General features: G+C 64.0%; 26 protein-coding genes. 10 read left to right on the plus strand and 16 right to left on the minus strand.

Features of this window, described 5'->3' with window-relative positions; genetic code table 11:
• Window positions 1–74: 74 nt before the first annotated feature.
• Window positions 75–713: a glutathione binding-like protein gene (locus tag BcanWU425_RS15525; protein WP_085361708.1), complete on the minus strand. Its 639-nt coding sequence runs from the start codon at window positions 711–713 to the stop codon at window positions 75–77.
• Between the two features lie 13 nt (window positions 714–726).
• Window positions 727–1,320, minus strand: coding sequence for a cysteine hydrolase family protein (locus BcanWU425_RS15530; RefSeq protein ID WP_204511618.1), 594 nt, complete (start codon window positions 1,318–1,320; stop codon window positions 727–729).
• Window positions 1,321–1,449: 129 nt separating this feature from the next.
• Here BcanWU425_RS15530 and BcanWU425_RS15535 point away from each other — a divergent pair, with 129 nt between their 5' ends.
• Together BcanWU425_RS15535 and lepB are read left to right on the plus strand one after the other, a co-directional pair.
• The gene (locus BcanWU425_RS15535) at window positions 1,450–2,283 is read left to right on the plus strand and encodes a LysR family transcriptional regulator (protein WP_018455621.1); all 834 of its coding nucleotides are present in this window, start codon (window positions 1,450–1,452) and stop codon (window positions 2,281–2,283) included.
• Window positions 2,284–2,392: 109 nt separating this feature from the next.
• Window positions 2,393–3,139 carry a signal peptidase I gene (lepB, locus tag BcanWU425_RS15540; RefSeq protein ID WP_204511617.1) on the plus strand — a complete coding sequence of 249 codons (747 nt, stop codon included), beginning with the start codon at window positions 2,393–2,395 and terminating at the stop codon, window positions 3,137–3,139.
• A 115-nt stretch (window positions 3,140–3,254) separates the two neighbouring features.
• On the opposite strand, the gene groL is transcribed toward lepB, so the two are convergent.
• Together groL and BcanWU425_RS15550 are read right to left on the minus strand one after the other, a co-directional pair.
• Window positions 3,255–4,895, minus strand: coding sequence for a chaperonin GroEL (gene groL / locus BcanWU425_RS15545; RefSeq protein WP_085351091.1), 1,641 nt, complete (start codon window positions 4,893–4,895; stop codon window positions 3,255–3,257).
• 44 nt (window positions 4,896–4,939) lie between these two features.
• On the minus strand, window positions 4,940–5,254 hold the full coding sequence (locus BcanWU425_RS15550) for a co-chaperone GroES (protein WP_007611913.1): 315 nt from the start codon (window positions 5,252–5,254) through the stop codon (window positions 4,940–4,942).
• A gap of 373 nt (window positions 5,255–5,627) precedes the next feature.
• Between BcanWU425_RS15550 and BcanWU425_RS15555 the strand changes: the two genes are divergently transcribed.
• Window positions 5,628–5,915, plus strand: coding sequence for an usg protein (locus BcanWU425_RS15555; protein ID WP_204511616.1), 288 nt, complete (start codon window positions 5,628–5,630; stop codon window positions 5,913–5,915).
• Between the two features lie 149 nt (window positions 5,916–6,064).
• On the plus strand, window positions 6,065–6,604 hold the full coding sequence (locus BcanWU425_RS15560) for a cupin domain-containing protein (RefSeq protein ID WP_085361709.1): 540 nt from the start codon (window positions 6,065–6,067) through the stop codon (window positions 6,602–6,604).
• A 12-nt stretch (window positions 6,605–6,616) separates the two neighbouring features.
• Here the strand turns inward: BcanWU425_RS15560 and BcanWU425_RS15565 are convergent, their stop codons facing one another.
• Both BcanWU425_RS15565 and BcanWU425_RS15570 read right to left on the minus strand, forming a co-directional pair.
• Window positions 6,617–8,743, minus strand: coding sequence for an O-linked N-acetylglucosamine transferase, SPINDLY family protein (locus BcanWU425_RS15565; RefSeq protein WP_204511615.1), 2,127 nt, complete (start codon window positions 8,741–8,743; stop codon window positions 6,617–6,619).
• A 103-nt stretch (window positions 8,744–8,846) separates the two neighbouring features.
• The gene (locus BcanWU425_RS15570; protein ID WP_085361711.1) at window positions 8,847–10,097 is read right to left on the minus strand and encodes a NupC/NupG family nucleoside CNT transporter; all 1,251 of its coding nucleotides are present in this window, start codon (window positions 10,095–10,097) and stop codon (window positions 8,847–8,849) included.
• 158 nt (window positions 10,098–10,255) lie between these two features.
• On the opposite strand from BcanWU425_RS15570, the gene BcanWU425_RS15575 reads away from it, so the two are divergent.
• The gene (locus BcanWU425_RS15575; protein ID WP_204511614.1) at window positions 10,256–11,494 is read left to right on the plus strand and encodes an MFS transporter; all 1,239 of its coding nucleotides are present in this window, start codon (window positions 10,256–10,258) and stop codon (window positions 11,492–11,494) included.
• A gap of 256 nt (window positions 11,495–11,750) precedes the next feature.
• Here BcanWU425_RS15575 and BcanWU425_RS15580 read toward each other — a convergent pair whose 3' ends face one another.
• The 5 genes from BcanWU425_RS15580 to BcanWU425_RS15600 all read right to left on the minus strand — a co-directional run bounded on the left by BcanWU425_RS15580 (window position 11,751) and on the right by BcanWU425_RS15600 (window position 16,701).
• Entirely contained in the window at window positions 11,751–12,509 is a 759-nt protein-coding gene (locus BcanWU425_RS15580; protein WP_018455301.1) for an SDR family oxidoreductase, read from the minus strand.
• Window positions 12,510–12,535: 26 nt separating this feature from the next.
• Window positions 12,536–13,294: a proteasome-type protease gene (locus BcanWU425_RS15585; RefSeq protein WP_026232918.1), complete on the minus strand. Its 759-nt coding sequence runs from the start codon at window positions 13,292–13,294 to the stop codon at window positions 12,536–12,538.
• 122 nt (window positions 13,295–13,416) lie between these two features.
• Window positions 13,417–14,265 carry a transglutaminase family protein gene (locus tag BcanWU425_RS15590; protein WP_204511613.1) on the minus strand — a complete coding sequence of 283 codons (849 nt, stop codon included), beginning with the start codon at window positions 14,263–14,265 and terminating at the stop codon, window positions 13,417–13,419.
• 68 nt (window positions 14,266–14,333) lie between these two features.
• The gene (locus tag BcanWU425_RS15595) at window positions 14,334–15,278 is read right to left on the minus strand and encodes an alpha-E domain-containing protein (RefSeq protein ID WP_018455303.1); all 945 of its coding nucleotides are present in this window, start codon (window positions 15,276–15,278) and stop codon (window positions 14,334–14,336) included.
• A 4-nt stretch (window positions 15,279–15,282) separates the two neighbouring features.
• Complete coding sequence (locus BcanWU425_RS15600) at window positions 15,283–16,701, minus strand: circularly permuted type 2 ATP-grasp protein (protein WP_018455304.1); 1,419 nt, start codon at window positions 16,699–16,701, stop codon at window positions 15,283–15,285.
• Between the two features lie 277 nt (window positions 16,702–16,978).
• Between BcanWU425_RS15600 and BcanWU425_RS15605 the strand changes: the two genes are divergently transcribed.
• The 3 genes from BcanWU425_RS15605 (at window position 16,979) to BcanWU425_RS15615 (ending at window position 19,007) form a co-directional block, all read left to right on the plus strand.
• Entirely contained in the window at window positions 16,979–17,716 is a 738-nt protein-coding gene (locus tag BcanWU425_RS15605) for a competence/damage-inducible protein A (protein ID WP_085351096.1), read from the plus strand.
• A gap of 36 nt (window positions 17,717–17,752) precedes the next feature.
• Window positions 17,753–18,280 (plus strand): xanthine phosphoribosyltransferase, encoded by a 528-nt coding sequence (gpt, locus tag BcanWU425_RS15610; RefSeq protein WP_007602504.1) that lies wholly within the window; start codon window positions 17,753–17,755, stop codon window positions 18,278–18,280.
• Between the two features lie 109 nt (window positions 18,281–18,389).
• The gene (locus tag BcanWU425_RS15615) at window positions 18,390–19,007 is read left to right on the plus strand and encodes a hypothetical protein (protein WP_026232920.1); all 618 of its coding nucleotides are present in this window, start codon (window positions 18,390–18,392) and stop codon (window positions 19,005–19,007) included.
• Here BcanWU425_RS15615 and BcanWU425_RS15620 read toward each other — a convergent pair.
• Window positions 19,004–19,231, minus strand: a complete 228-nt coding sequence (locus tag BcanWU425_RS15620) for a hypothetical protein (protein WP_085351097.1) — start codon at window positions 19,229–19,231, stop codon at window positions 19,004–19,006. The genes BcanWU425_RS15615 and BcanWU425_RS15620 overlap by 4 nt on opposite strands.
• Window positions 19,232–19,235: 4 nt before the next feature.
• Window positions 19,236–20,258, minus strand: a complete 1,023-nt coding sequence (locus tag BcanWU425_RS15625; RefSeq protein ID WP_204511612.1) for a methionine synthase — start codon at window positions 20,256–20,258, stop codon at window positions 19,236–19,238.
• A gap of 110 nt (window positions 20,259–20,368) precedes the next feature.
• On the opposite strand from BcanWU425_RS15625, the gene BcanWU425_RS15630 reads away from it, so the two are divergent.
• Together BcanWU425_RS15630 and BcanWU425_RS15635 are read left to right on the plus strand one after the other, a co-directional pair.
• Window positions 20,369–20,977: a 2-hydroxychromene-2-carboxylate isomerase gene (locus BcanWU425_RS15630; protein ID WP_018455310.1), complete on the plus strand. Its 609-nt coding sequence runs from the start codon at window positions 20,369–20,371 to the stop codon at window positions 20,975–20,977.
• Window positions 20,977–21,954: an NADPH:quinone oxidoreductase family protein gene (locus BcanWU425_RS15635; RefSeq protein WP_085361714.1), complete on the plus strand. Its 978-nt coding sequence runs from the start codon at window positions 20,977–20,979 to the stop codon at window positions 21,952–21,954. The genes BcanWU425_RS15630 and BcanWU425_RS15635 overlap by 1 nt, the downstream gene beginning before the upstream one ends.
• 12 nt (window positions 21,955–21,966) lie before the next feature.
• On the opposite strand, the gene BcanWU425_RS15640 is transcribed toward BcanWU425_RS15635, so the two are convergent.
• The 3 genes from BcanWU425_RS15640 to BcanWU425_RS15650 form a co-directional block, all read right to left on the minus strand.
• Window positions 21,967–22,857: a crotonase/enoyl-CoA hydratase family protein gene (locus BcanWU425_RS15640; protein ID WP_085351100.1), complete on the minus strand. Its 891-nt coding sequence runs from the start codon at window positions 22,855–22,857 to the stop codon at window positions 21,967–21,969.
• Between the two features lie 150 nt (window positions 22,858–23,007).
• Entirely contained in the window at window positions 23,008–24,429 is a 1,422-nt protein-coding gene (locus tag BcanWU425_RS15645; RefSeq protein WP_204511611.1) for an amidase, read from the minus strand.
• On the minus strand, window positions 24,422–25,594 hold the full coding sequence (locus tag BcanWU425_RS15650; RefSeq protein WP_204511610.1) for a M20 aminoacylase family protein: 1,173 nt from the start codon (window positions 25,592–25,594) through the stop codon (window positions 24,422–24,424). Before BcanWU425_RS15650 ends, BcanWU425_RS15645 begins: the two co-directional genes overlap by 8 nt.
• Window positions 25,595–25,596: the final 2 nt, after the last annotated feature.

Raw genomic sequence — 25,596 nt, forward strand, 5'->3', positions numbered from 1 at the left:
CAGATTAGCGCATGCCGCGCCGACATCAATGCCCTGCCGGAGCACCGCTCAGATTTCCCGGCCGTGACATCCTGTCACGCCGGGCTCGCCGCCATCGTCTTGCGGACGGCCATTTCGGTCGCAATCGCGTCCCGCACGGCCGGTCGCGCCTGCATGCGCGCGAGATAGGCCGACAACGATGGCCATTGCGCGACGTCGATTCCCGCGGGACGGAGCAACAGCAAAGCCCAGGTGAGATGGGCATCCGCGACGGTGAAGCTGTCGCCGACGAGGAATTCGCGGTCCGTCAGATGCGCGGCAGGCATCGATAATGTCTGCGCTATCCTTGCACGCGGCTTGGCGAGCGAGGCGTCGTCCTTGTACCAGAAGGTTGGAAACAGGAACGCCTTGTGGATCTCGGCCCCGACGAAACTGAGCCATTCCTGGAGCCGATACCGGTCGGGATTTCCGAAGGCGGGTGCAAGGCCCGCCTGCGGCTTTAGGTCGGCGATGTATTGCAGCACCGCGGCGCTTTCGGTCAGCCGTTCGCCATTCTCCAGCACCAGGACCGGCACCGCGCCCTTTGGGGAAACGCCGAGGAAATCGCTGCCGTCGTCCACGACCTGCTTGGTCTGGAGATGGACCGGATGATAGCGGGCCTCGATGCCCGCTTCCATCAGCGCGATGCGGCTCGCAAGCGAGCAGGCCATCGGTGAGAAATAGAGTTGCAGCATCGCCTACGCTCCTTCAGGTCAACGTCTCGGTTTGTGCGATGATCGCAAACCGGTCCGACAATTCGGCCAGGGCGACCTCGTGGATGATCCTTGCGGAGAGCGCTCCGCCGCGGCCGTCGGGAAGATCGCGTGTGGCGCAGGCATCGGCTGCGATCGTCGTGCGCAGGCCGAGGTCGAGCGCGGCGCGGGCGGTCGAGCTGATGCACATATGGGTCATGAAACCGGCCAGCACGATGTTCGTGCGTCCGGTTGCGGCCAGCCGGACTTGCAGGTCGGTGCCGGCAAAAGCGTTCGGCAGCGCCTTTTCGATCACGGCTTCGCTGGCGAGCGGCGCCACGTTCCTGACGATCGCGCCGCGCGCGGCCTCGCGGTCGAACAGGCTGCCGGCACGTCCCTTGTGCGCGATATGGAAGATCGCAGCGCCGCTCGCCCTCGCGCGGGCGAGCAGGCGCGCGGCGGCGGCGATTGCGGGCTCCGCGTCCGGCAAGGCGAGCGGCCCGGCGCAATATTCGTTCTGGATGTCGATTAGCACGAGGCAGGAATCGGCGAGCCTGGGCGGAGTGAGATCGGCGCCGGACAATTCAAGCAGGGTTTTTGGGGCGGTCATGCGGGTCCGGCCTTAAGGCATATCGGATAGCGCCACAGTAGCGCGGCGGCGGCCTGCCAATGTGCAGGACTATTGCAGCATATGGCTGCAAATTTGCAGGAGCCCGTCGTGCCTGCTAGGCTCATCGCCATGAACTGGGACGATCTGCGCATCATCGCCGCGGTCAGGGACGAGGGCACCTATGCCGGCGCCAGCGCGCGGCTGCGCATCGACGAGACCACCGTCGGCCGCAGGCTCGCGCGCATCCAGCGCGATCTCGGCGTGCCGCTGTTCGATGCGGTGGACGGCCAGCGCCGGCCGACGCGGAGTTGCGAGGCGGTGCTGGCGCATGTCGAGGCGATGGCCGCACATGCCGCCGAGATCGGTCGCGTCGGCGAGAGTCTTGCAGGCCCGGTGGGACGCCTGCGTATCGCCTCCACCAACACGGTTGCCGAGGAGGTTCTGTCGCCTCGCGCGAGCGACTTCCTGCGCGCCAATTCCGGCCTGACGCTGCAATTCCTCACCTCGAGCGAGAACGTCAAGTTCTCGCGCTGGGAAGCCGATCTCGCTATCCGGCTGCGCAAGCCCGACAAGGGCGACTTCGCGATCTCCAGGCTCGGTGACGTCAAGCTCTATTATTTTGAGCCTGTCACGACCGAAGGCGAGCCGGTGCTGTGCGCCTATCCGGACGAACTCGGTGCCATTCCTGAGATGCAATTCCTGCGTATGAAGCAAGCCCACGCGCGCTGCGTTACCGACAACGTTCGCGTCATCCGTAACCTGATCCGCGCGCATCAGGCCGCCGGCGTGTTGCCGGAGCATGTCTGCGCGGACTTACTCGGCGATCGCCGCCTGCGCGCCACGCTGCTGCCTGGGCGCCGCGACGTCTGGCTGCTGGTGCAGAACCATCTCAAGCGCGATCCGGCGACGCGGCTCACCATCGAATGGATCCGCCGCTGCTTCAGCGATCTCGCGCGCGGTTGATTGCGACCCATGAACGCGATCCGCGCGCGGCGCGACCAAGTTATGGGATTGCGTACGCGCGAGGGTTGCGTAATCTCGCGACGACTACGGGCTTGATCAGGGCAGGCGCATGACCACTCTTCAGGAAACCATCCACCCGCAGGCCAAAGCGCGGGAATGGAAGGCGATCGTCATCCTGATCCTCCTGATTCCGGTGCTGTGGTCGCCGCCGTTCCTGTTTCGCATCTTCCTGTTTCAGCCGTTCAACATCCCGTCCGGCTCGATGACGCCGACGCTGGTCGTCGGCGACTACGTCTTTGCTGCAAAATATGCCTATGGCTATGGCCGTTATTCGTTTCCCTTCGCGCCGTCGTGGATCTCCGGGCGTTTCCGGGCCACCGATCCCGAGTATGGTGACGTCGTCGTGTTCCGGACGCTAAAGGACACCCCGGTCGACTATGTCAAGCGCGTGGTCGGGCTGCCCGGTGATCGCATCCAGATGCGGCAGGGCCAACTCATCCTAAATGACCGCCCGGTGACGCGCGTCGCTCTGAAGCAGGCATTCGCCGGCTCCACCTGCGGCGTGGATGACGGTGCGAAGGCCAAGCGCTGGCGCGAGACGCTGCCGAATGGCGCGTCCTACGTGACGCAGGACTGTGTCGACAACGGCTACTACGACAACACCGACGTCTACACCGTGCCGCCGGGCCATTTCTTCGTGCTCGGCGACAATCGCGACAACTCGAGTGACAGCCGCGTGATGTCGTCGATCGGATTCGTGCCGATGGACAATCTGGTCGGCAAGGTGACGCGGATATTCTGGTCGCTCGACCAGCACGGCGAACCGCACACGGAGCGGCTGGGGAAGGTGTGGTGAAGCCCCACTGTCATTCCGGGCTCCGCGCTGCTCCGGGATGGGACCACCGAAGAAAAACAAAACCCCGGCATCGCTGCCGGGGTTTCGCATTTTGTCGTTTGCCGGAATGGCTGGATCAGAAATCCATGCCGCCCATGCCGCCGCCCGGGGGCATCGCCGGACCGGAGCCGCCCTTCTTGGGCAGCTCGGCGACCATGGCTTCCGTGGTGATCAAGAGCGCCGCAACCGAGGCTGCGTTCTGGATCGCGGTACGGACCACCTTGGTCGGGTCGATGATGCCCTTCTTGACGAGGTCAACATATTCGCCGGTCTGGGAGTCGAAGCCGTAGGCGTACGACTTGTTCTCGAGGACCTTGCCGACGATCACGGAGCCATCTTCACCGGCGTTGATCGCGATCTGGCGAGCGGGCGCGGAGAGCGCCTTGCGCACGATCTCGACGCCGGTCTTCTGGTCGTCGTTCTTGGTGCGCAGGCCCTTGAGCTGCTCGGAGGCACGGAGCAGGGCGACGCCGCCGCCCGGGACGATGCCTTCCTCGACCGCGGCGCGGGTCGCATGCATCGCGTCATCAACGCGATCCTTGCGCTCCTTCACCTCGACCTCGGTCGCGCCGCCGACGCGGATCACCGCGACGCCGCCTGCGAGCTTGGCAAGACGCTCCTGGAGCTTCTCACGGTCGTAGTCCGAGGTGGTTTCCTCGATCTGCGCCTTGATCTGCGACACGCGCGCTTCGATGTCGGCCTTCTTGCCGGCGCCGTTGACGATCGTGGTGTTCTCCTTGTCGATCATCACCTTCTTGGCGCGACCGAGCATGTTGAGCGTGACGTTCTCGAGCTTGATGCCGAGATCTTCCGAGATCGCCTGGCCACCGGTCAGGATCGCGATGTCCTGCAGCATGGCCTTGCGGCGATCGCCGAAGCCCGGAGCCTTGACGGCCGCGACCTTCAGGCCGCCACGGAGACGGTTCACGACCAGGGTGGCAAGCGCTTCGCCTTCGACGTCCTCGGCGACGATGACCAGCGGCTTGCCGGTCTGCACCACGGCCTCGAGCAGCGGCAGCAGCTCGTTCAGCGAGGAGAGCTTCTTCTCGTTGATGAGGATGTAGGCGTCGTCCATCTCAACGCGCATCTTGTCGGCGTTGGTGACGAAGTAGGGCGAGATGTAGCCGCGGTCGAACTGCATGCCCTCGACGACGTCGAGCTCGGTCTCAAGCGACTTGGCTTCCTCGACGGTGATGACACCCTCGTTGCCGACCTTCTTCATGGCGTCGGCGAGGAACTTGCCGATCTCCGCGTCGCCGTTGGCCGAGATGGTGCCGACCTGGGCGATCTCGTCGTTCGAGGTCACCTTCTTGGAGTTCTTGACGAGGTCCGCAACGACGGCTTCGACCGCGAGATCGATACCGCGCTTCAGATCCATCGGGTTCATGCCGGCGGCAACCGACTTGGCGCCTTCGCGTACGATCGCCTGGGCCAGCACGGTCGCGGTGGTGGTGCCGTCGCCGGCCGCGTCAGCGGACTTGGAGGCGACTTCGCGCACCATCTGCGCGCCCATGTTCTCGAACTTGTCCTCGAGCTCGATCTCCTTGGCGACGGTGACGCCGTCCTTGGTGATGCGGGGAGCGCCGAACGACTTGTCGAGCACGACGTTGCGGCCCTTCGGACCGAGCGTGACCTTCACCGCGTTGGCGAGAATGTCGACGCCGCGAAGCATCTTGTCGCGCGCATCGACCGAGAATTTGACTTCTTTAGCTGCCATCTGGATTTTTTCCTTAGGTGTTTAACTGGATAAGAGAGGGGCTCTTAGGCCGCCTTCTTCTTGGAAGCGGGGACGTCGAGGACGCCCATGATGTCGCTTTCCTTCATGATCAGCAGGTCGACGTTGTCGATCTTGACCTCGGTGCCGGACCACTTACCGAACAGCACGCGGTCGCCGACCTTCAGGTCGATCGGGATCAGCTTGCCAGCTTCGTCGCGGCCACCCGGGCCGACGGCGACGATCTCGCCCTGCGAGGGCTTTTCCTTCGCCGTGTCGGGAATGATGATGCCGCCAGCGGTCTTCTCTTCTGCGTCGATGCGCTTGACCACGACGCGGTCGTGAAGCGGACGGAAATTCATGCAGTTCTCCTAAGCTTTTGCACGATTTGGGAATTTTGGGTTGTTAGCAGTCTGCGCCAGCGAGTGCCAGCGCAGGCACAACTGAGATAAGGCAGGATTTTGGCGGGAGCAAGGGCTTGTAGCAGAAAAATAGCACTCGGAGGCGCCGCCTGCCAAAATCTCTTTCCATCGTTAATCGCGCTCGGCGCAGTATTAGCACGGAGCTAGATCTGCTGCTAACGCATTGAATTTCAACAGCTTGTTAAACTTTTGGGCTTGAGATGGATTGTCAGTTTGCGTCACATTTCTCTTATGTGAGCGCATCAGCAGCGGGTGGCTCTTAAGGCGCACCGGAAAGCCACTCCTTGAATGCGCTCCTGCAAAGGAGGTTGGCATGGGCTTGCGGAGTAGAGCCGTTTCGGACGATTTCCGGAAACAGCTGCTGGGTTACGGAATGACGACGGCGCAGATTCTCTACCGGATGCCGGATCATCCCTCGCTGCTCCAGACTTACGTCTGGCAGGACTACGACATGTTTCCGAAATTTCCGGCGCTGAAGGATTTTCTGGCGTTCTGGCAGGAAAAGCTCGACGGACCGCTTCACTCGGTGACAGTGGCGCATTCCAAGCTGATCAAGCCGGCCGAGTTGCGCGCGGTGGACGGAGTATTCCGGCTGCATTGAAGGGCGGAGCTGTAGGGTGGGTTAGCGTCAGTGTAACCCCCCATGCTTCAACGCTTGCGCAAAGAAGTGGTGGGTACGTTAGCGCTAACCCACCCTGCGATTTCGCATTCTGTGCTAGCCTCTCCCCATAACAACAGGGGAGGCCGCCCATGGCCAAGAAAGCAAAATCGCGCAGCGCATCGCAAGCCGCGGTGAAGAAGCGTAGCGGGGCCAAACCCGCAGCACGATCCACGGCGCGCACGGCGGTGAAGGCAAAAGCCCCCACGACAACGGCAAAGTCATCCGTCAAGAAACCGGCGCGGCCCAAGCAGCGCATTGCGATCAGCCATCACCGCGAGGAAGACTTCAAAGCCGACGGTCTGCGTACCTACGCGAAATATCGCGACCTCGGCATCGCCGCCGCCAGCCATGGCCTCGCGCAGGCGCACGTGATCCGGCTGCAAGGCCCCTGCAATCCGGACGAAGTGTCGAAGCTGCACTTTCACGACGTCGAATTCCAGATGGTCTACGTGCTCAAGGGCTGGGTGAAGACCTATATGGACGGAGAGGGCGAGACGCTGATGAAAGAAGGTAGCGCCTGGACCCAGCCGCCGAAGATCAAGCACATGATCCTGGACTATTCGGACGACGTCGAGCTGCTGGAGGTGATCCTGCCGGCGGAGTTCAGGACTGTGGAGTTGAAGGCGTAGGCGAGGCGGAGATCAGCCGCCGTCGTTGCAATAGCGTTTCCACATCGCGCGATAGGCATCGTCCACCGCTTGCACGTATGAGATTGGGTTGCCGGCGGCGGCAGCCCTGATCTGTCCGGGCAGTTCGCCGCGCAACTTATCGAGCTCGCCGATCTGCAACCCACGGCTCGCTGCGATTTCGACATAGGCCTCATCGCTGTCCGCGACCCACTCCGGCAGGCCCAGCGCGGTGAGGATGGAGCCGGCAGCACGGCTCGGCAGGCTGTGACCGAGCTTCGCCACCACCGGCACGCCCATCTGCAAGGCTTCCCACGTGCTGACGCCGCCATTCTGCGGGAATGGGTCGAGGCCAATATCGACGCGATTGAACGTTACCAGATGTTCGTCTCGCGACGTGGCTCCGAGCAGATCGACGCATTCGGCCGGCAACTGGCAAGCGGCAAACCGCGCCAGCAGATTGTCGCGGACCAGCTGAGCGTCCAGTGCAGTATCCTTGATCAGCAGTCGCGAACCCGGCACCCGCTCGAGAATCCTAGACCAGACTTCCACCGCCTCGTTCGAAATCTTGCTGATGCGGTTGAAGACACCGAATGTGATGAAGCCGTTCGCGAGCGCCGGCGTCGGCGCCCGCGCAATCCCGGGTGGCAGCGGCGCCAGCGTCACAAAGCACGGCAGGTCAACGATGGTCTCCGCAAACAGATGCCGAACCGCGGCAGGAATCGCGACCGGGTCCGAGAATAGATAATCGATGGTTGGCAACCCGGTCCCGGTACCATGGCCCCAGCCATGCGCCTGAATAGGTGCCGGTTTGCGCGCAAACACACCGAGGCGGTTTCCGCTGGTGTGGCCGGACAGATCGATCAGGATATCGACGCCGTCGGCGCGGATCTGAGCGGCGAGGCGATCGTCGGACCATTGCGAGGCGTCGCGCCAGCGATCGGCGATCCCCTGAAATTCGCTGGTCGTCGCATCCGTTTTCGGTGAACAAGCGTAGCACACGATCTCGAACTGTGCCCGATCATGGTGCTGCAGGACCGGCTTGAAAATGAACGCCGCTGAATGTGTGTGAAAATCCGACGAGACATAACCCAGCACCAGACGGCGATCCGGATCGCGGCTGTTCTCATGCGATCCCGCCGCTGCTGAGGCGATCTTCGCACCGATCTGCTCCCACCATACATGTCGCGCTTGCTGATGCTGCGCAACGCTGGCGTCGGCCATGAAATCGAGGGTGAATATCTTGCTGGAGATCGTGCTCTGATCAGGCTCGATGTCGAGAGCTCTGTCGAAACTGGCGAGGGCTTCGTCGACCCGGCCAAGTGCCGCGAGACATTGGCCGAGCAGGCTGTGGGCCTGAGAGAAGCCGGGATCGGCCGCGAGAGCCTTCTCGCAATCGGACAATGCTTCGGCAACTTGCCGGGTCAGGAGCAAGATACTGGCCCGCCAGAGCCATCCATTCGCGTCGTCGGGTGCGAGGGCGATTGCGCGATTGCAATCCGCCATGGCTTCGTCAAATCGCTGAAGCTCCCGCAATGCAACGGCGCGGGTCGACAGCGCCGAGGCGTAGTCAGGCTTGATCGATAGCGCGCGGTTTAAGCTTGCGATCGCTTCGTCATAGGCGCGCACACGGCAGAGCGCCCAACCCCGGCCGTTATGGGCTTCGGAAAGTCTTCCGTCGATTGCGAGCGCCTTGTCGTAGCTCTCGAGCGCTTCCTGATAAAGTTCAAGGGCCGCGCTTGCGTTGCCGAGATTGGACAGGGCCAAGGCGTAGTTGGGTCGAAGGGCGAGGGCCTTCCGATAGCTCTCGCGGGCCTCATTGTGACGTTTCAGCCCGTTGAGCGCGACGCCCAGGCTCATATGGGCTTCGGCAGATCGCGGATCCAAGGCCACCGCTCGGCTCAGCAAAACTTGCGCCTGCCGATAGTTTTTGGCTTCAGACTCCAAAGCGCCCAGCAAATGCAGCGCGATGAATTGGTTGGGCGCAAGCTCCAGGAGTTCGCGATAGGCCGTCTTGGCCTCGGGGAGAAGTCCCGCCTTGTGGAGCTGGAGGGCGCGCGCGAGCAGCGGCCCTAGCTCGGCTTTTTGCCGTTTCTGAAGCCGGGCATTTTGAAATGCCCGCTGGCCTGCGCTGTTGCTCATGAATCAATTCCAGCCGAATCTCCTGAAGAGATTAACATGGAAGGATTGTCGCGATTGCGCTGCGCCCCCTCGGAGCTACGAGGGCGCCAGCCTCACACAAGCTTCACGTCAACACCCCCACCACTGCTCCCATCAGACACGTCGTCAGCGTTCCCGACACGATGGACTTCAGCCCGAGCGCGTTGATTTCCTCGCGCCGTTCCGGCGCCATCACGCCGAGACCGCCGATCATGATGCCGAGGCTGGCGAAATTGGCGAAGCCGCACATCGCATAGAGCATGATCAGGCGCGAGCGCGGATCGAGCGTGCCGGGCGGCAGCTTCGAGAAGTCGACATAGGCGATCAGCTCGTTCAGCACGGTTTTCGTGCCCATCAGGCTGCCGGCGGTGATCGCCTGATCCCACGGCAATCCCATGAGCCAGCACACCGGCGCCATCACGAGGCCGAGCAGGCGCTGCAACGAGATCGCAGCGCCGCCGACATCAGGCAGCAGGCCGAGGATCGCATTGACGAGATAGACCAGCGCCACCAGCACCAGCAGCATGGCGACGATGTTGATCAGCAGCTCGATCCCCGCGCCCGTCCCTTTCACGATCGCGTCCATCGTGCTGGAGACCTCCATCTCGGGAGCCTCCAGCGCGCCGCCGGTGCGCTTGTCGGATGTCTCCGGCACCATGATGAGGCTGACCAGGATCGCGGCCGGGGCACCCAGCACCGAGGCGATGACGAAATGGGCGGCTGCGTCGGGAATGAGGGGAGCAAGGAGCGTCGCATACAGCACCAGCACCGTGCCGGCGATGCCGGCCATGCCGCCGGTCATCACCAGGAACAACTCGCTGCGGGTCATTTGCGCGAGATAAGGCCGCACGAACAGCGGCGCCTCGACCATGCCGAGAAAGATGTTGGCGGCGGTCGAGAGTCCGACCGCGCCGCCGACGCCGAGCGTCCGCTCCAGCAGCCAGGCCATGCCGCGCACGACCGGCGGCAGCACGCGCCAATAGAACAAGAGCGTCGTCAGCACGCTCATGACCAGCACGATCGGCAGCGCCTGGAACGCCAGGACGAAATCGGCACCCGGTGCTTTCAGGTCGAAGGGCAGGGGACCGCCGCCGACATAGCCGAACACGAAGGAGGAGCCGGCGCGCGAGGCCGCCGAGATCGCGCCCACCGCGTCGTTGATGGCACCGAACGCGCGCGCGACGACGGGCACCTTCAGGAGAACAATCGCGGTGACGAAGGTGGCGACGAGGCCGATCGCCGCCTGGCGCAGCGAGGCCGCGCGGCGATTCTCGCTCAGGACCAAGGCGATCAACAGCAATGCGAAAACGCCGAGTGCCGATTGCAGCCGCAGCATGATGTCCCCAAACCCCGATGATTATGGCCACCCCTGCGTTGCAAACGCAATGCCGGGAGATTGTCGAAGCGTCTCGCTGTTGACAAGCAGGTCCGCGTCAGCCACGCGGAGCACGTCGACATCAGGAGCCGGATAGCCCGAGCGTGACCGAAGAGGCGATGCCAGACCAGCCCATATCGGCAAACCCGCCGGTCAGTGCCCGCGCGCTCCTCTCCCATCGCGCCTTTCTGTTCTTTCTGCTCTCGCGCAGCCTGTCGCGTTTCTCCAGCCAGATTGCGGCGGTCGCGATCGGCTGGCAGATCTACGATCTCACCGGCTCGGCCTTCGATCTCGGCATGGTCGGCCTCGTGCAATTCCTGCCCACGGCGCTGCTGGTGTTCATCGCCGGCCATGCCGCCGACCGCTACGAGCGCAAGCGCGTGGTCCAGCTCTGCCAACTCGTGGAAGCAGCGACCGCGCTCTATCTCGGCGTCATCACCTATCTCGGCTTGGTCAGCGAAGTTCAGATTTTCGTGGCCACCTTCGTGCTCGGCATTGCCGGCGCGTTCGAGAGCCCGACCACCGCGGCGCTGCTGCCGGCGATCGCGCCGCAGGGCTCGCTCCAGCGCGCCACCGCCGTCTCCAGCGGTGCGGCGCAGGTCGCGACCATTACCGGTCCGGCGCTAGGCGGTTTTGCCTACGCGGTTGCGCCGCATCTCGCCTACGCGGTGATGGTGCTGTTCTGGATCTTCGGGATGATCCTGACCGGCTTCATCCGGCCGCGCCCGCAGGCGATCGCCAAGGACATGGCGGGCGCCGACAATATCTTCGCCGGCGTCCGCTTCATCCGCGGCAATCCCGCGATCCTCGGCACTATCTCGCTCGATCTGTTCGCGGTCCTGTTCGGCGGCGTCACCGCGCTTCTGCCGATCTATGCCCGAGATATCCTCCAGACCGGTCCGATGGGGCTCGGGATCCTGCGCGCCGCGCCCGCGGTCGGCGCGCTGCTGATGACTATGGTGCTGGCCCGTCACGCCATTTCGCGGCATGTGGGCCTGCGCATGTTTCAGGCAGTGATCGTGTTCGGCGTCGCAACGATCGTGTTCGCGCTGTCGTCCTGGATGTGGCTCTCGGTGCTCGCGCTCGCCGTTCTCGGCGCGGCCGATACGATCAGCGTCGTGATCCGCTTCTCGCTGGTGCAGCTCGCGACGCCCGACGAGATGCGTGGCCGGGTCGGTGCGGTGAACTTCCTCTTCATCAACGCCTCCAACCAACTCGGCCAGTTCGAGAGCGGGGTGGCCGCCGCACTGTTCGGCGCCATGCCGGCAGCCGTGCTGGGCGGCGTCTGCACGGTCGCGGTGGCGCTGTTGTGGATGCAGCTGTTCCCGAGCCTGCGGCAGGTGGAGAGGCTGGAGTAGGAGAAGGTCTCGTGTCCCGGACGCGGTGCAGCGCGCAAGCGGTGCGCCGCTGAGCCGGGACCCATGTTGTCGCAAGCAACGTCGGAGAGTGATGGGCCTCGGCTCAGCAGCGCGTCATTTCATGCCGCGCAGCACCCGGGGCACGTGATTAGCAGTCCGGATTGCTTCGTTTTGCTCGCAATGACGACTGCGGAAATACCGTAGATGAATCAATAGGGCGCCTACTGTGCATGGGGTTGTTTTCGCGTTTTTTGATTCAGCCCCGTCCCACGAACGGCATCTTGGTTGCCATGACGGTCATGGTCAGCACGTTGGCATCGAGGGGCAGGCCGGCCATGTAGGCGACGGCATCGCCGACCGCCTTCGCATCCATGCGCGGCTCCTGCTTCGACGTGCCGTCGGGCTGCAGCACGCCGGGACCGTTGACCATGCGGTCGGTCATGGGCGTTGCGGCATTGCCGATGTCGACTTGGCCGACCGCGATGTCGTACATGCGCCCGTCCAGGTTGGACGCCTTGGTGAGGCCGGTGATGGCGTGCTTGGTCGAGGTATAGGCCGCCGAGAATGGCCGCGGCGCATGCGCCGAGATCGAGCCGTTGTTGATGATTCGGCCGCCGCGCGGGGTCTGGTCCTTCATGATGCGGAAGGCGTGCTGGGTGCACAGGAACGGTCCGGTGAGGTTGGTGTTCACCACCGCCTGCCACTGCTCGAGGCTGAGATCCTCGAAATTCACCGGAGGGGCGCCCATGCCGGCATTGTTGAAGAGCACGTCGAGCCGGCCATAGGTGGCCTTCACCTTGTCGAACAGTGCCGCAATCGAGTCCGGCTTGGTCATGTCGGCGGTGACGCAGAGGCTTTTTCCCGCGGGGCCGAGCTTGGCCGTCTCCTCGAGCATCTCGGGCCGGCGCCCGACCAGCACCACGGTGAAGCCTGTGTTCATCAGCGCCAGTGACGCCGCGCGCCCGACTCCAGTGCCGGCGCCCGTCACCACTGCGATCTTTTTCGCTTCACTCATCGTTTCCTGCCTTTTCTCTTGATCTGTCAGGTTTTGGATTCTTTTTCGTTCTTGTAGGGCGGCCGCGGAATGTTCTGATGCGCGGCGCGCAAGGCCGCCGACCAGCGCGAGCGCAAATCGTGGAAATAGGGCTCGCCCGCCTCGATGCGGTGGTTGAGGTCGGCCTCGCAGGCGTCGGCGCGCACCACCAGAACGTCGATCGGCAGGCCGACGCCGAGATTCGAGCGCATGGTCGAATCCATCGAGATCAGCCCGGTCTTCAGCGCCTCGTAGAGTTCGACGTCGTAATGCATGGCGCGGTCGAGCACCGGCTTGCCGTATTTGTGCTCGCCGATCTGCAGATAGGGTGTGTCGGTGGTGCATTCGATGAAATTGCCGGCGGTGTAGACCATGAACAGGCGCATGCGCGCGCCGTTGATCTGGCCCCCGAACAGGAAGGACACGTCGAACGATACGTCCTCAGACCTCAGTGCGGGGCCCTCGGTCGCGTGCACGGCCCGGATCGCCCGGCCAATGCGCTGGGCGGCCTGGAACATGGTCGGCGCGTTCATCAGCGTCTCGATCTCACCGGTGTCGGGGTCTTCGAGGCCCTCGGTCAGCGTCGAGAGCACCGACTGGCTGATGGCGAGGTTGCCGGCGCTGGCAATCGCCATGATGCGGTCGCCGGGCTTGGAGAAGATGTGGAGCTTGCGGAAGGTCGAGACGTTGTCGAGGCCGGCATTGGTGCGGGTGTCGGCGATCATCACCAGACCGTCCCGAACCAGAATTCCGCAACAATAGGTCATTTCCTGTCCCCGAACGCGTTTGCGCGGATTACTAGCCAATTTCAAGGGCCGCTCCAACCCCCGATTGCCGCGGGGCGGCAGGGTGGAAACCGACCGTGGGTGAGGGGCGCGCGGGGCGCGGCTCAGCTCTGCCGCTGGGACTGCGATTGCGACTGGCCGCCACGGCCGGCCTGCTCGACCTTGACCGCCACCGACAGCGTCTCTGCGCCGCCGCCATAGCGGGTGCCGCGTACGGGGGCGGCGCCGAGATAATCGAGCCCGATCGCGACGCGGACATGGGCGTCGGTGGCGCAGATGCTGTTGGCGGGATCGAAGCCGACCCAGCCGAGACCGTCGACATAGGCCTCCGCCCAGGCATGGCCCGCGTCCTGATGCACCGTGCCGTCGGAGCGCAGGAAATGGCCGGAGACGAAGCGCGCCGGCACGTCGCCGCTGCGGGCGCAGGCGATGAAGATGTGCGCGTAGTCCTGGCAGACGCCGCGCTTGAGCGTGAACGCTTCCGCCGCCGACGTGCCGCTGTTGGTCGGGTCCTCGTCGAAGGTCATGTGATCGCTGATTTGCGTCATCAGCGTGTGCAGGAAGCCCAGCGTGTCGCTCTCGGCCTCGCTGCGCAGCTGGCGCGCGACCGCATTCATCGCGGGATTGACCGTGGTAAGGTCGGTGGCCCGCAAGAACATGCCGGCGGGAAAGCGCTCGTCGGCGCCGCGCAGAACGCCGCCGGTGTCGTGGGTCTCGATCAGGCCCTCGGCGGTGATCTTGATGTCGCCGACCGGTCCGCAGGACAGCACGTGGGTGACGTTGCCGAACGCGTCCTCGTGCGTGTCGAGCTTGGTGTCGGTCGACACGTCGATCTGCCACTCCGCCACATATTGCCCGTCATGGCTGCCGGGCGTCATGCGCAGGATCTGGATCACGCTCGTGGCCTGCGGCTCGTAGCGATAGGTCGTGGTGTGCAGGATTCGCAGGCGCATGGTGGACCGTTGTTGTAGCGTCATCGATCCGGGCTAGCCCTGCGGGCGTCCCCGGAATGACAGCAGTATCAGATCAAGTACTGCTTCGTGATGATTTCGCCCAGCCTGGAATTGTCCAAGATGAATTCCTGAATGAATTCATGCACGCCATGCTGGAAAATGTCGTTCATATTGCTGTGTTCCAGCCGGTTGCGAATGCCGCGGGCATGGCGCTGGGCCGGACCCTGGCGGCCATAGGCGACGCCGATCTGATCGAGATTGCGCACCAGATTGCCGTAGCAGCTTGCGAGCGAACGCGGCAGCGAATCGTTGAGGATGAGCAAATCCGCGATCAGCCAGGGTTTCAGTGTCTCGCGATAGACCCAGTGATAGGCCGTCAACGCCGAAACCGAGCGCAGGATCGAGGTCCATTGGTAGAAATCCAGCGGCCCGCCGACATGCTCTTCCTCGGGCAGCAGCACATGGTATTTCACGTCGAGAATACGCGCGGTGTTGTCGGCGCGTTCGAGATGCAGGCCCATCCGCGAGAACCAGTAGGCGTCGTTGCGCAGCATGGTCCGGTAGGCCGAGCCGTCGAAGCGCAGCGAGGTCTCCTGCACGAAGCGCAGGAACTTTGCGAGATCCTCTCGCGTGGAGGTCCCTCTGCTCCAGACCTCCTGCAACTCGATCCAGGCCGAGTTGATGGTATCCCACATCTCGCTCGTCAGCGCTGTGCGCACCGAGCGCGAATTCAGCCGCGCGGCCTCGATGCAATTCCTGATCGAGGACGGATTATCCGCCGAGAACGAGAGATAATCGACGACGTTGCGCTCGTTGGCTTCTTCGTACTGCTGATAGAAGCTCGCGGCGACGCCGGCGGTCAAAAGCGCCGAGTCCCATTCGTTGGTCTTGCCGATATAGGCGGCGGGAAGCGCGGTGACGCGCAGCGTCGCATCGATGGTGCGCGCAAGATACTCGGCCCGTTCGACGTAGCGGGCGAGCCAATAGAGGTTTTCGGCGGTACGCGACAGCATCTCTCTACTCGTCCAGGATCCAGGTATCTTTGGTGCCGCCGCCCTGGCTCGAATTCACCACCAGGGAGCCTTCCTTCAGGGCAACGCGTGTCAACCCGCCGGGCACGATCGTGGTGCTCTTGCTGCCGGTGAGCACGAACGGCCGCAGGTCGACGTGGCGGGGCGCAAGGCCGGATGCCGTGCAGGTCGGGCAGGTCGAGAGCGCCAGCGTCGGCTGCGCAATGAAGCCCTCGGGCTCGCGTTTGAGCTTCTCGCGGAAGGCTTCAATCGTCGCCTTGGTCGCGGCAGGGCCGATCAGCATGCCGTAGCCGCCGGAGCCGTGCACCTCCTTCACGACGAGCTCGCTCAGATGGTCCAGCACATAGGCGAGATCCTTCGGCTCGCGGCAGCGCCAGGTCTGCACGTTCTTCAGGATCGGCTCCTCGCCGAGGTAGAATTTTACGATGTCCGGCATGTAGGAGTAGATCGCCTTGTCGTCGGCGATGCCGGTGCCGACCGCGTTGGCGAGCGTGATGTTGCCGGCCGCATAGGCCGACATCAGCCCGGGCACGCCGAGGGCGGAGTCGGGGCGGAAGGTGAGGGGATCGAGGTAGTCGTCGTCGACGCGGCGGTAGATCACGTCGACCCGTTTCACGCCCTCGGTCGTCCGCATGAACACTTCGTTGTTCTTGACGATGAGGTCACGGCCCTCGACCAGCTCGATACCGAGCTTGTCGGCGAGGAAGGAGTGCTCGTAATAGGCCGAGTTGTAGACGCCCGGCGTGAGCAACGCGACGGTCGGCTCGCCGGAGGCGCTTTGCGGCGCCACCGAGCGCAGGGCGGATAGCAGCTCGTCCGGATAGCGTTCGACCGGCGCCACCCTGTGGCGGGCGAACAGGTCCGGAAACAGCCGCATCATGATCTCGCGGTTTTCCAGCATGTAGGACACGCCCGAGGGCGTGCGTGCATTGTCCTCCAGCACGATGAAGTCCTCGGCATCGACCCGGACGATGTCGATGCCGGCGATGTGCACGTAGACGTCGTGCGGCACCTGCTGGCCGTTCATCTCGGGACGGAAGACCGGGTTCTGAAAGATGAGGTCGTCGGGCACGATCTCGGCACGGAGGATATCGCGGCCGTGATAGATGTCGCGCAGGAACATGTTGAGCGCGCGCACGCGCTGCTTCAGGCCCCTCTCCAGCAGCGCCCATTCCTTGCCGGACATGATCCGCGGGATCACGTCGAAGGGGATCAGGCGCTCCGTGGACTCGGAGTCGCCATAGACCGCGAAGGTAATGCCGATGCGGCGGAAGAGGAGCTCGGCCTCCTGGCGGCGATATTCGAGCGCCTCGGGAGGCGTCTCCTTGAGCCAGCGCGCCAGCTCCTGATAGGCGGGCCGAAGGTCCCCACCGGGAATGTTCATTTCATCAAACGCGACTGCCATAGATCCCGACTTGTCTCCGCAAGGCGTTGCGCCATTCGACAGGTCGCGAGGCCCTGGTGAAGACCGCAACGTCCTGGCCATGCGGCAAGAGTGCATGACTTTCATGCGGTAGCAAGGGCCGGGCCAGCGCGATAAGCATGGGGAGAGGACATTTGCCGGGGATGGCCGGCGGCTTGCCTGAAAAAATGGCTGAGGACTGCTTATTTCGGCAGCAAAACCGCGTGACTTCAACGCGTTACCTCGGCAAAGTCGGGCCGATAGGTGAGGGACTTGAGGTATGAGCGAGATCGTCACGGCGGGTATTCTGGTCATTGGGGACGAAATCCTGTCCGGCCGGACCAAGGACAAGAACATCGGCTTCATCGCCGAATACCTGACCAATATCGGCATCGACCTGAAGGAGGTCCGGGTCGTCTCCGACGACGAGTCCGACATCGTTGCCGCGTTGGATGCACTGCGGCATCGCTACACCTATGTCTTCACCACAGGTGGCATCGGGCCGACCCATGACGACATCACCGCTGATAGCGTCGCCAAGGCGTTCGGCGTCGGCATCGACCATCACCCGGAGGTGGTCGCCCGTTTCCGCGAGCGCTGGAGCGAGCAGGACCTCAACGAGGCCCGCCTGCGCATGGCCCGCATTCCTGATGGTGCCGAGCTGATCCAGAGCGCGACCATCCTCGCCCCCGGCTTCAAGATCGGCAATGTCATCGTGATGGCGGGCGTGCCCTCGATCATGCAGGCGATGATGGACATCGTCTCGCCCAAGCTGAAATCGGGCGTGCGCATGCTCTCTGAATCGGTCCGCGCCAATGCGCGGGAAGGCGACATCGGCAGCCCGCTGCGGGCGATTGCCGCCCAACATCCCGACACCATCATCGGCAGCTATCCCTTCATGGATGAAGAGCAGAAGCCGAACACCAATCTGGTGGTGCGCTCGCGCGATGCGGACAAGCTCGCAGCCGCAATGGCGGCGGTGAAGGAAATGCTGGCGGGATTGAACATCACCCGCTAGCAACCTAGCTGCCGGCAGACGAAGCAGGAGACGACGATGGCTGGTGAAGCACCGGAACTAAGTGCGGAAGAACGGGCGGGCCGCCCCTTTCCGGTGTCGTGGGACCAGTTCCACCGGGATTGCCGGGCACTGACCTGGCGGCTCAATGAAGTTGGTCCGTTTCATGCGGTGATCGCGATCACCCGCGGCGGGCTTGTGCCGGCGGCGATCGTGGCGCGCGAGCTTGGCGTGCGCGTGATCGATACGGTCTGCATCGCCAGCTACGACCACGACAAGCAGGGCGACCTTAAAGTGCTGAAGGGCATCTCCGAAGACGTGATGAAGCTCGGCGGCGGCACCGGCAAGGGGCTCCTGATCGTCGACGATCTCGTCGACACCGGCAAGACCGGCAAGCTGGTGCGCGCGATGCTCCCCGACGCGCATTTCGCAACTGTCTACGCCAAGCCGAAGGGACGTCCGCTGGTCGATACCTTCATCACCGAAGTCTCGCAGGACACCTGGATCTTCTTCCCCTGGGACACCGCCCTGTCCTATCACCCGCCGCTTCGCGACGGGGCGGCGTGATTATCGCCGTCATTGCGAGCGCAGCGAAGCAACGAAGCAATCCAGGCTACCTCCGAGGATGCATTTCTGGATTGCTTCGCTTCGCTCGCAATGACCGGTGGAGGCGACCATGCCCCTGCAAAACCGCGTCACGCCGACCGGCGAGATCATCGCGACACCGCACCGCGGCATGTTCACCGGCAACCGCGGCATCATTCATGATCCCGCGACGAAGACGCTGCTGAAAAAGCGATGGTCGTCGCCGGCCTGGATCACCTGCCTGTGCGAATTCCGCGGCTGGCGTCGGCCGGTGATGGCGCGGCGGAGCTGGACCGAGCTGTTCTTCCTCGACGAGGCCACGGCTTTTGCCGCCGGCCATCGGCCCTGCTTCTTCTGCCGCCGCGACGATGCCAAGCGATTTCGCGTTGCATGGGAGATGGGCAACGACGCCCGCGGCATCAGCGCCAAGGCGATGGATGCCGTACTGCATCGGGAGCGGCTCGATCGTGGCAAGAAACGGCTGCATGTGCTGTCGATGCCGCTCGCGGAATTGCCTGACGGCGCGATGGTGCAACAGGGCGATGACTGCTTCCTCCTCGCGCAGGGCAAGGCGCTGCTGTGGTCACCCGCGGGCTACGTCCTGCATCCGAGCGCCCTCGATCACCCGTTGCTGTTGACGCCGCCTTCCACGCTGCGCGCGATCATCGCTGGATATCAACCTGTGCTGCATCGGACCGCGCGCCGCTAGCGCAGCGGCTTGCCGTGCTCATCCACTGTGGTCCGCGCATCGCGCAGTGCCCATTCGCGGATCACTTGGCGGCAGCGCGTCAGCTCGGCTTCGCTCGCGGCATTCGCATCCTTCGACGCACGCTCCACGATTGCCTTGCAATTGAGAAGCACGGAACGATCCTCTGCGCGCGCCGACAGCGCGAACGCGGCAAGCGTTGCAATGGTGAACGCCAGACGGATCACATCCCTAACCCAGCTTCTCGCGTGCCAGCGCGGCACCCGCGCCGAGCGCCATCAGCTTGGCTTCGGCGATCTCGCGCCGCATCGGCGCCATGCCGCAATTGGTGGTGGCGATGATGTTGCTCTTGGGCACGAATTTCGACACCGCGTCGATCACCTGCACGACATCCTCCGCCGTCTCCACCGTGTCGCTGGCGACATCGATCACGCCGGCCTGCACGATCTTGGACTTGAGCAGCGCAAGCAGGTCAAGCGGCACCTTCGAGTTGCGGCACTCGATCGCGACCTGCTGGATCGGGCTGGCGTCGATCGCGGGAAATATCTGCTCGTACTGCCGCCATTGCGCGCCGAGCGTTTCCTTCCAGTCGGTGTTGGCCTTGATGCCGTAGCCGTAGCAAATATGCACGGCGGTGGCGCAGGTCAGGCCCTGCGCGGCGCGCTCCAGCGCCTTGATGCCCCAATCGTTGACCTCGTCCATATAGACGTTGAACGCGGGCTCGTCGAACTGCACGAGATCGACGCCGTCGGCCTGGAGCGCCTTGGCTTCCTCGTTCAGCAGTTCGGCGAACGCAAAGGCCATCTTGACGCGGTCGCCATAGTAGCGATCGGCAATGGTGTCGATGATGGTCATCGGGCCGGGCAGGGTGAATTTCAGCTTCTTCATCGTGTGCGCGCGGGCGACACGCGCCTCGTCGGCGTGGACGCGGCTCTTCAGCCGGAGCGGGGCGACGACCTGCGGCACCATCGCCTTGTAGCGATCCTTGCGGATACCCATCTCGACCTTGTGGGCGAAATCGATGCCCTCGATCTTCTCCAGGAAACCGTGGACGAAATGTTGCCGGGCCTGCTCGCCCTCAGTGACGATGTCGATCCCGGCGTCCTCCTGGACTTTAACGGCAAGCATCGTCGCATCGCGCTTGGCGCGGACGAGCTCGTCGCCTTGCGACTTCCAGGGCGCCCAGAGCATGTTGGGTTCGGCGAGCCATTCCGGCTTCGGCAAGGAGCCGGCGATCGTGGTTGGAAACAGCATGGCGGCCCTCTCGGCGGGTTATGATTGCGCCCCTTCCTGCCATGTCTTAACGTCGAGGTACAGAACAACAAAAGTCGCCTTGAAACCGGCGGCGCCGGACCGGAAACGCCATGATCGAATTCTTCTTCGACTGTTCCAGCCCCTGGACCTATCTCGCCTTCCACAACATCCAGCCGCTGGCCAGGGAGGTTGGCGCGGAGATCATCTGGCGGCCGATCCTGGTGGGCGGCATCTTCAATACGGTCAACCCAAGTGTCTACGCGCAGCGTGAGACGCCGGTGCCGCTGAAGGCGCGCTACATGAAAAAGGACCTTGCCGACTGGTCGCGCTCGGCCGGTCTCGCGATCAAGATGCCGCCGACGGTATTTCCGGTGAACAGCGTGAAAGCGATGCGCGGCTGCATCTGGCTCGGGCAGGAATCGGTGCCTTTCGCCACGGCGGTGTTCGAGACCTATTGGGGCGAGGACAAGGACATCTCGCAGGATTCAGTGCTCGCGGAGATCTGCAGGAAGGTCGGCGTCGATGAGCAGAAATTCTTCGCGGGCATTTCGGGGCAGGGGATCAAGGATCAGCTCAAGGCCAACACCGAAGAAGTCGTCGCCCGCGGCGGCTTTGGCTCGCCGACGATCTTTCTCGGCAAGACCGACATGTATTTCGGCAATGACCGCCTGCCGTTGATCCGCGAGGCGCTGCTGCGCGGCAAGGCGAGCGCGGCCTGATGGTGCGGGCTGTCGTTTGCCGCGCGCTCGGCGCGCCCGAAAAATTGCAGCTCGAAGAGTTTCCGTCGCGCGAGCTGAAGCCGGGCGAAGTGCGCGTCGCGATCCGTGCCGCCGGCCTGAATTTTCCCGACGTGCTGATGGCGGCCGGCGAATACCAGCTCAAGCCGGAGCTGCCGTTCACGCCGGGCATGGAGGCGGCCGGCGACGTGACCGAGGTCGGCGCAGAGGCGAGTGGCGTCTTCCTCGGCGACAAGGTCATCGTCAAGATGCGACACGGTGCCTTCACGGATGAAGCCGTGGTGACACCGTCGCAGCTCACCCCGATGCCATCGACGTTCGACTATGCGGAAGCCGCGACCTATCTCGCCGGGCACGGCACCGCCTATCACGCGCTGATCGACCGCGGCCGGGTTGCGCCGGGCGAGGTGCTGCTGGTGCATGGCGCCGGCGGTGGCGTGGGCCTTGCTGCCGTGGAGATCGGCAAGATGCTGGGTGCCACCGTGATCGCGACGGCGTCCAGCGACGAAAAGCTCGCGGTCGCCAAGGCGCGTGGCGCCGATCATCTCGTGCGCTACGATCGCGAGCCGTTTCGTGATGCTGTCAAACGTATTACCGACGGGCGCGGTGCCGACGTCGTGTTCGATCCCGTCGGCGGAGAAGTGTTCGAAAACTCGATGCGTTGCATCGCCTGGGGCGCACGGCTGCTGGTGATCGGCTTCACCGGCGGCATCGGCTCGGCGAAAACCAATCTCTTGCTGATCAAAGGCGCCAGCGTGCTCGGCGTGCGTGCCGGCGAGGCCGTGCGGAAAAATCCAGCGCTTGGCGAAGTGCGCCTGAGGGCGCTGCTCACATGGGCGGAAGAGGGCAAGCTGCGGCCCCACGTCTCGCACCGCCTGCCGCTGGAGGAGGTTGCGAAGGCGATGCGGTTGCTGATCGACCGCAAGGCGATCGGGCGTGTGGCGTTGTTGATGGACTAAGTGCCTACAAGGTCACTTGTACTCCCGCTCAGTCCACCACGGGAAATAATCCGGCATATCGCTCGATACCTTGTTCTTGAACTGCGCAGGGCGCTTTTCCAGGAACGACACCACGCCTTCCTTCACGTCGTCGGAGCGGCCGCGGGCGTAGATGCCACGGCTGTCGACCTTGTGGGCTTCCATCGGGTCGTCAGCGCCCATCATGCGCCACATCATCTGCCGGATCAGCGCCACCGATACCGGCGCGGTCTTGGCCGCGAATTCCTTGGCGAGCGCCCGGGCGGTCGGCAGCAGATCATCGGGGGCCACGACCTTGCTGACGAGACGTCCTGCGAGGGCTTCCTGCGCCGGGAAGACGCGGCCCGAATAGCACCATTCCAGCGCCTGCGAGATGCCGACGATGCGCGGCAGGAACCAGCTCGAGGCCGCCTCCGGCACGATGCCGCGCTGGGAGAACACGAAGCCGAAGCGCGCGGCATCGGAGGCGATGCGGATGTCCATCGCGAGCTGCATGGTAACACCGATGCCGACCGCGGGACCGTTCACCGCGGCAATCACCGGTTTCAGGCATTTGAAGATGCGCAGTGTCACCTGGCCACCGCCGTCGCGCACCTGAGAATCACTGTAGTCGACCTTGCCGTCGGCGAAGCGCTTCACCGGTCCGCGACGCGCGTCGCGATCAAAGGTGTCCGCGCCCGACGAAAGATCTGCGCCCGCGCAAAACCCGCGACCGGCGCCTGTGACGATGATGGCGCGGACGTCGTCGTCCTTGTCGGCGGCGTCGAACGCGTCGATCAGCTCTCCTTGCATCTGCGCGTTGAAGGCGTTGAGCTTGTCGGGCCGGTTCAGCGTGATGGTGAGGATCTGCTCGGCGACCTCGTATTTGATCGTCTCATACGCCATGGTGGTTTCCTTCCCTGTCCTGAATTCTGTCTCGAAGAGACGTCATGCATAGCCGCCAGCGTCCGTCTTGCGCGGACTGGGCATGTGGCGGCCAGTAAGAGAACGCGGATGGCCAGTCTAAACAACAAGCCCGGCCATGACGGAGTGTATCTAATTCGCCGGCGGGCTCGGCCAGGGCTTCTGCGGCCCGCGCAGGCTCTCGAAAGCCTTGGCCATGCCAAGCACGCCGATATCGTCGAAGCGGCGGCCGACGATCTGCACGCCGATGGGAAAACCCTTGGCGTCGAAGCCGCCGTTGATGGAGATCGCCGGATTCTCCGACATATTCCATGGCACGGTATAGGCAATGTGTTCGAACGGCTTCATGGGATCGTTGGTCGGCGAGGCCCACTCCGCCGGATAATTCACGTTCGGCGCGGTCGGCGAGATCACATAGTCGAGCTCGCAGAACAGCTTTGATGCCGCAGCGCGGATTGCCATGGTCTGGTTGAAGCCCCTGATGACGTCGACGCCCGAGAGCTTCGCGCCGGACTCGCCCCACTTGAAAATGTAGGGCAGCACCTTTGCCTGTTCGGCGGGCGTCAGCTTGGACAGATCGTCCCACATCCGTGCGCGCCAGAAGCTGTCGAGCCCGTCGAGCATCTCGCGCGTGAGGATGCCGTCGACCTCGGTGACGACGGCGCCTGCGGATTCGAACGCTTTCGCCGCCTTTACCGCGACCTCGCGCCCCGGTTTCTCCAGCGCCAGGCCAACGCCGGGATCGAGCATCAATCCGATGCGCAGTTTGCGCGGGGATTTCTCCGGCCCCTTCCAGTTGAGGGGCTCCGCTGGAAGGCTCATGCCGTCGCGCCGGTCGGGTTTTGCGATCACGCTCATCATCAGCGCGCAATCGTCAACGGTGCGGGTCATGGGGCCGGCGACGCGGCCGACATAGGTGGGATCGATCGGCACGCGGCCAAAGCTCGGCTTCAATCCGACGAGGCCGCACCAGCCCGCGGGCAGGCGGACCGAGCCGCCGATATCGGTGCCGAGATGCAGCGGACCATAGCCAGCCGCCGCAGCGGCGCCCGCGCCGGCGCTGGAGCCGCCGGGGTTCTTGGAGAGGTCCCAGGGATTGCGGGCGAGCGCGTGGAAGGAGGACAGCCCCGAGGACAGCATACCGTAATCGGGCATGGTGGTCTTGGCAAAGATGATCGCGCCGGCTTCGCGCAGGCGCGCGGCGGGCGGTGCGTCCTTCTCGGCCGGCACGAGCTTGACGCTGGCCGCGCCCAGCGGCACCGGCACGCCTTTGGTCGCGATGTTGTCCTTCACCGTCACCGGCACGCCGTCGAGCGCTCCGGACGGCTCGCCCCCGGACCAGCGCGCGGTCGAGGCCTTCGCGGTCTCGCGCGCGCCGTCGGGATCGAATGCATAAAGCGCCTTGAGGTGCGGCTCCCACGCGGCGACGTGCGCGAGCACGTCTTCCAGCACCTCGCTCGGCGAGAACTGCTTGGCGCGATAGCCCGCGATCAGATCGACCGCAGAGAGATCGTGCAGCGAGGTGACTTCCTCTTCGACACCCTTTTTATGCATGGGCACCCGCCGGCATCCGGGTCTCGATGATCCGGGCGAACATGCTGGCACCGATCGGCAGGATCTTGTCGTCGAGCACGAAGCCGGGATTGTGCACGGGCACCGAGCCGTCGTGGCCGACCCAGAAATAGGCGCCGGGAATGGTTTGAAGCATGTCGGCAAAATCCTCGCTGCCCATCTTCGGCTGGGCGCGGGTGATCACGTTGGCGGGGTCGACGATGGTGCGCGCGACCTCCTCGACCACCTTGGACTGCTCGACCTGGTTGACCAGCACATCGAAGGTGTCGCGGATGTCGACGTCGATCACGCACTGATAGGCGCTCGCAATGCCGGCGCAGATCGTGCGAATGCGTTCGCTGATCAGGATGCGGACTTCTTTCGAGAAAGTGCGGATGGTGCCGCAAAGATGCGCTTCGCCGGGGATGACGTTGTACGCCGAACCGGCGTGAATCTGCGTGATCGAGACGACGGCGGCCTGCAGCGGCTCGACGTTGCGGCTGACGATGGTCTGGATCGCCTGCGCCAGCGTGGTCGCGATGATCACCGCGTCCTTGGAGCGTTCGGGCATCGCACCGTGCGCGCCGTAGCCAGTGATGCGGAGGTCGAAGAAGTCGGCGCTGGCCATCGCGGGGCCGGGCAGGATCGCGATCTCGCCGTGGTTGAGGTCGGGCGCGTTGTGCAGGCCGTAGAGTTCGTCGCAGGGAAATTTCTCGAACAGCCCGTCCTTGATCATCGCGCGGGCGCCGCCGAGACCTTCCTCGGCCGGCTGGAAGATCAGGTGCACTGTGCCGTCGAAGTTCCTGGTTTCCGCGAGGTAGCGCGCGGTGCCGAGCAGCATGGTGGTGTGGCCGTCATGGCCACAGCCGTGGAAGCGGCCGGGGACTTTCGAGCTCCATTTCAGATTGGTGTTCTCCTCCATCGGCAGCGCGTCCATGTCGGCGCGAAGCCCGATACGCTTGCCGCTCGAACCCTTGCCCTTGATGACTCCGATCACGCCGGTGCCGCCGAGACCGCGATGCACCTCGATGCCCCAGCTCTTCAGCTTGTCCGCGACGATTCCGGAGGTGCGCACTTCCTCGAAGCCGATTTCCGGATGGGCGTGAAGGTCGCGCCTGATAGCAGTGAGTTCGTCGGCATAGCCGTCGATGCGGTCGATCGTGGGCATGT

Origin of the sequence: Bradyrhizobium sp. WU425 (assembly GCF_021052305.1) — a bacterium.
Classification (GTDB): domain Bacteria; phylum Pseudomonadota; class Alphaproteobacteria; order Rhizobiales; family Xanthobacteraceae; genus Bradyrhizobium; species Bradyrhizobium canariense_D.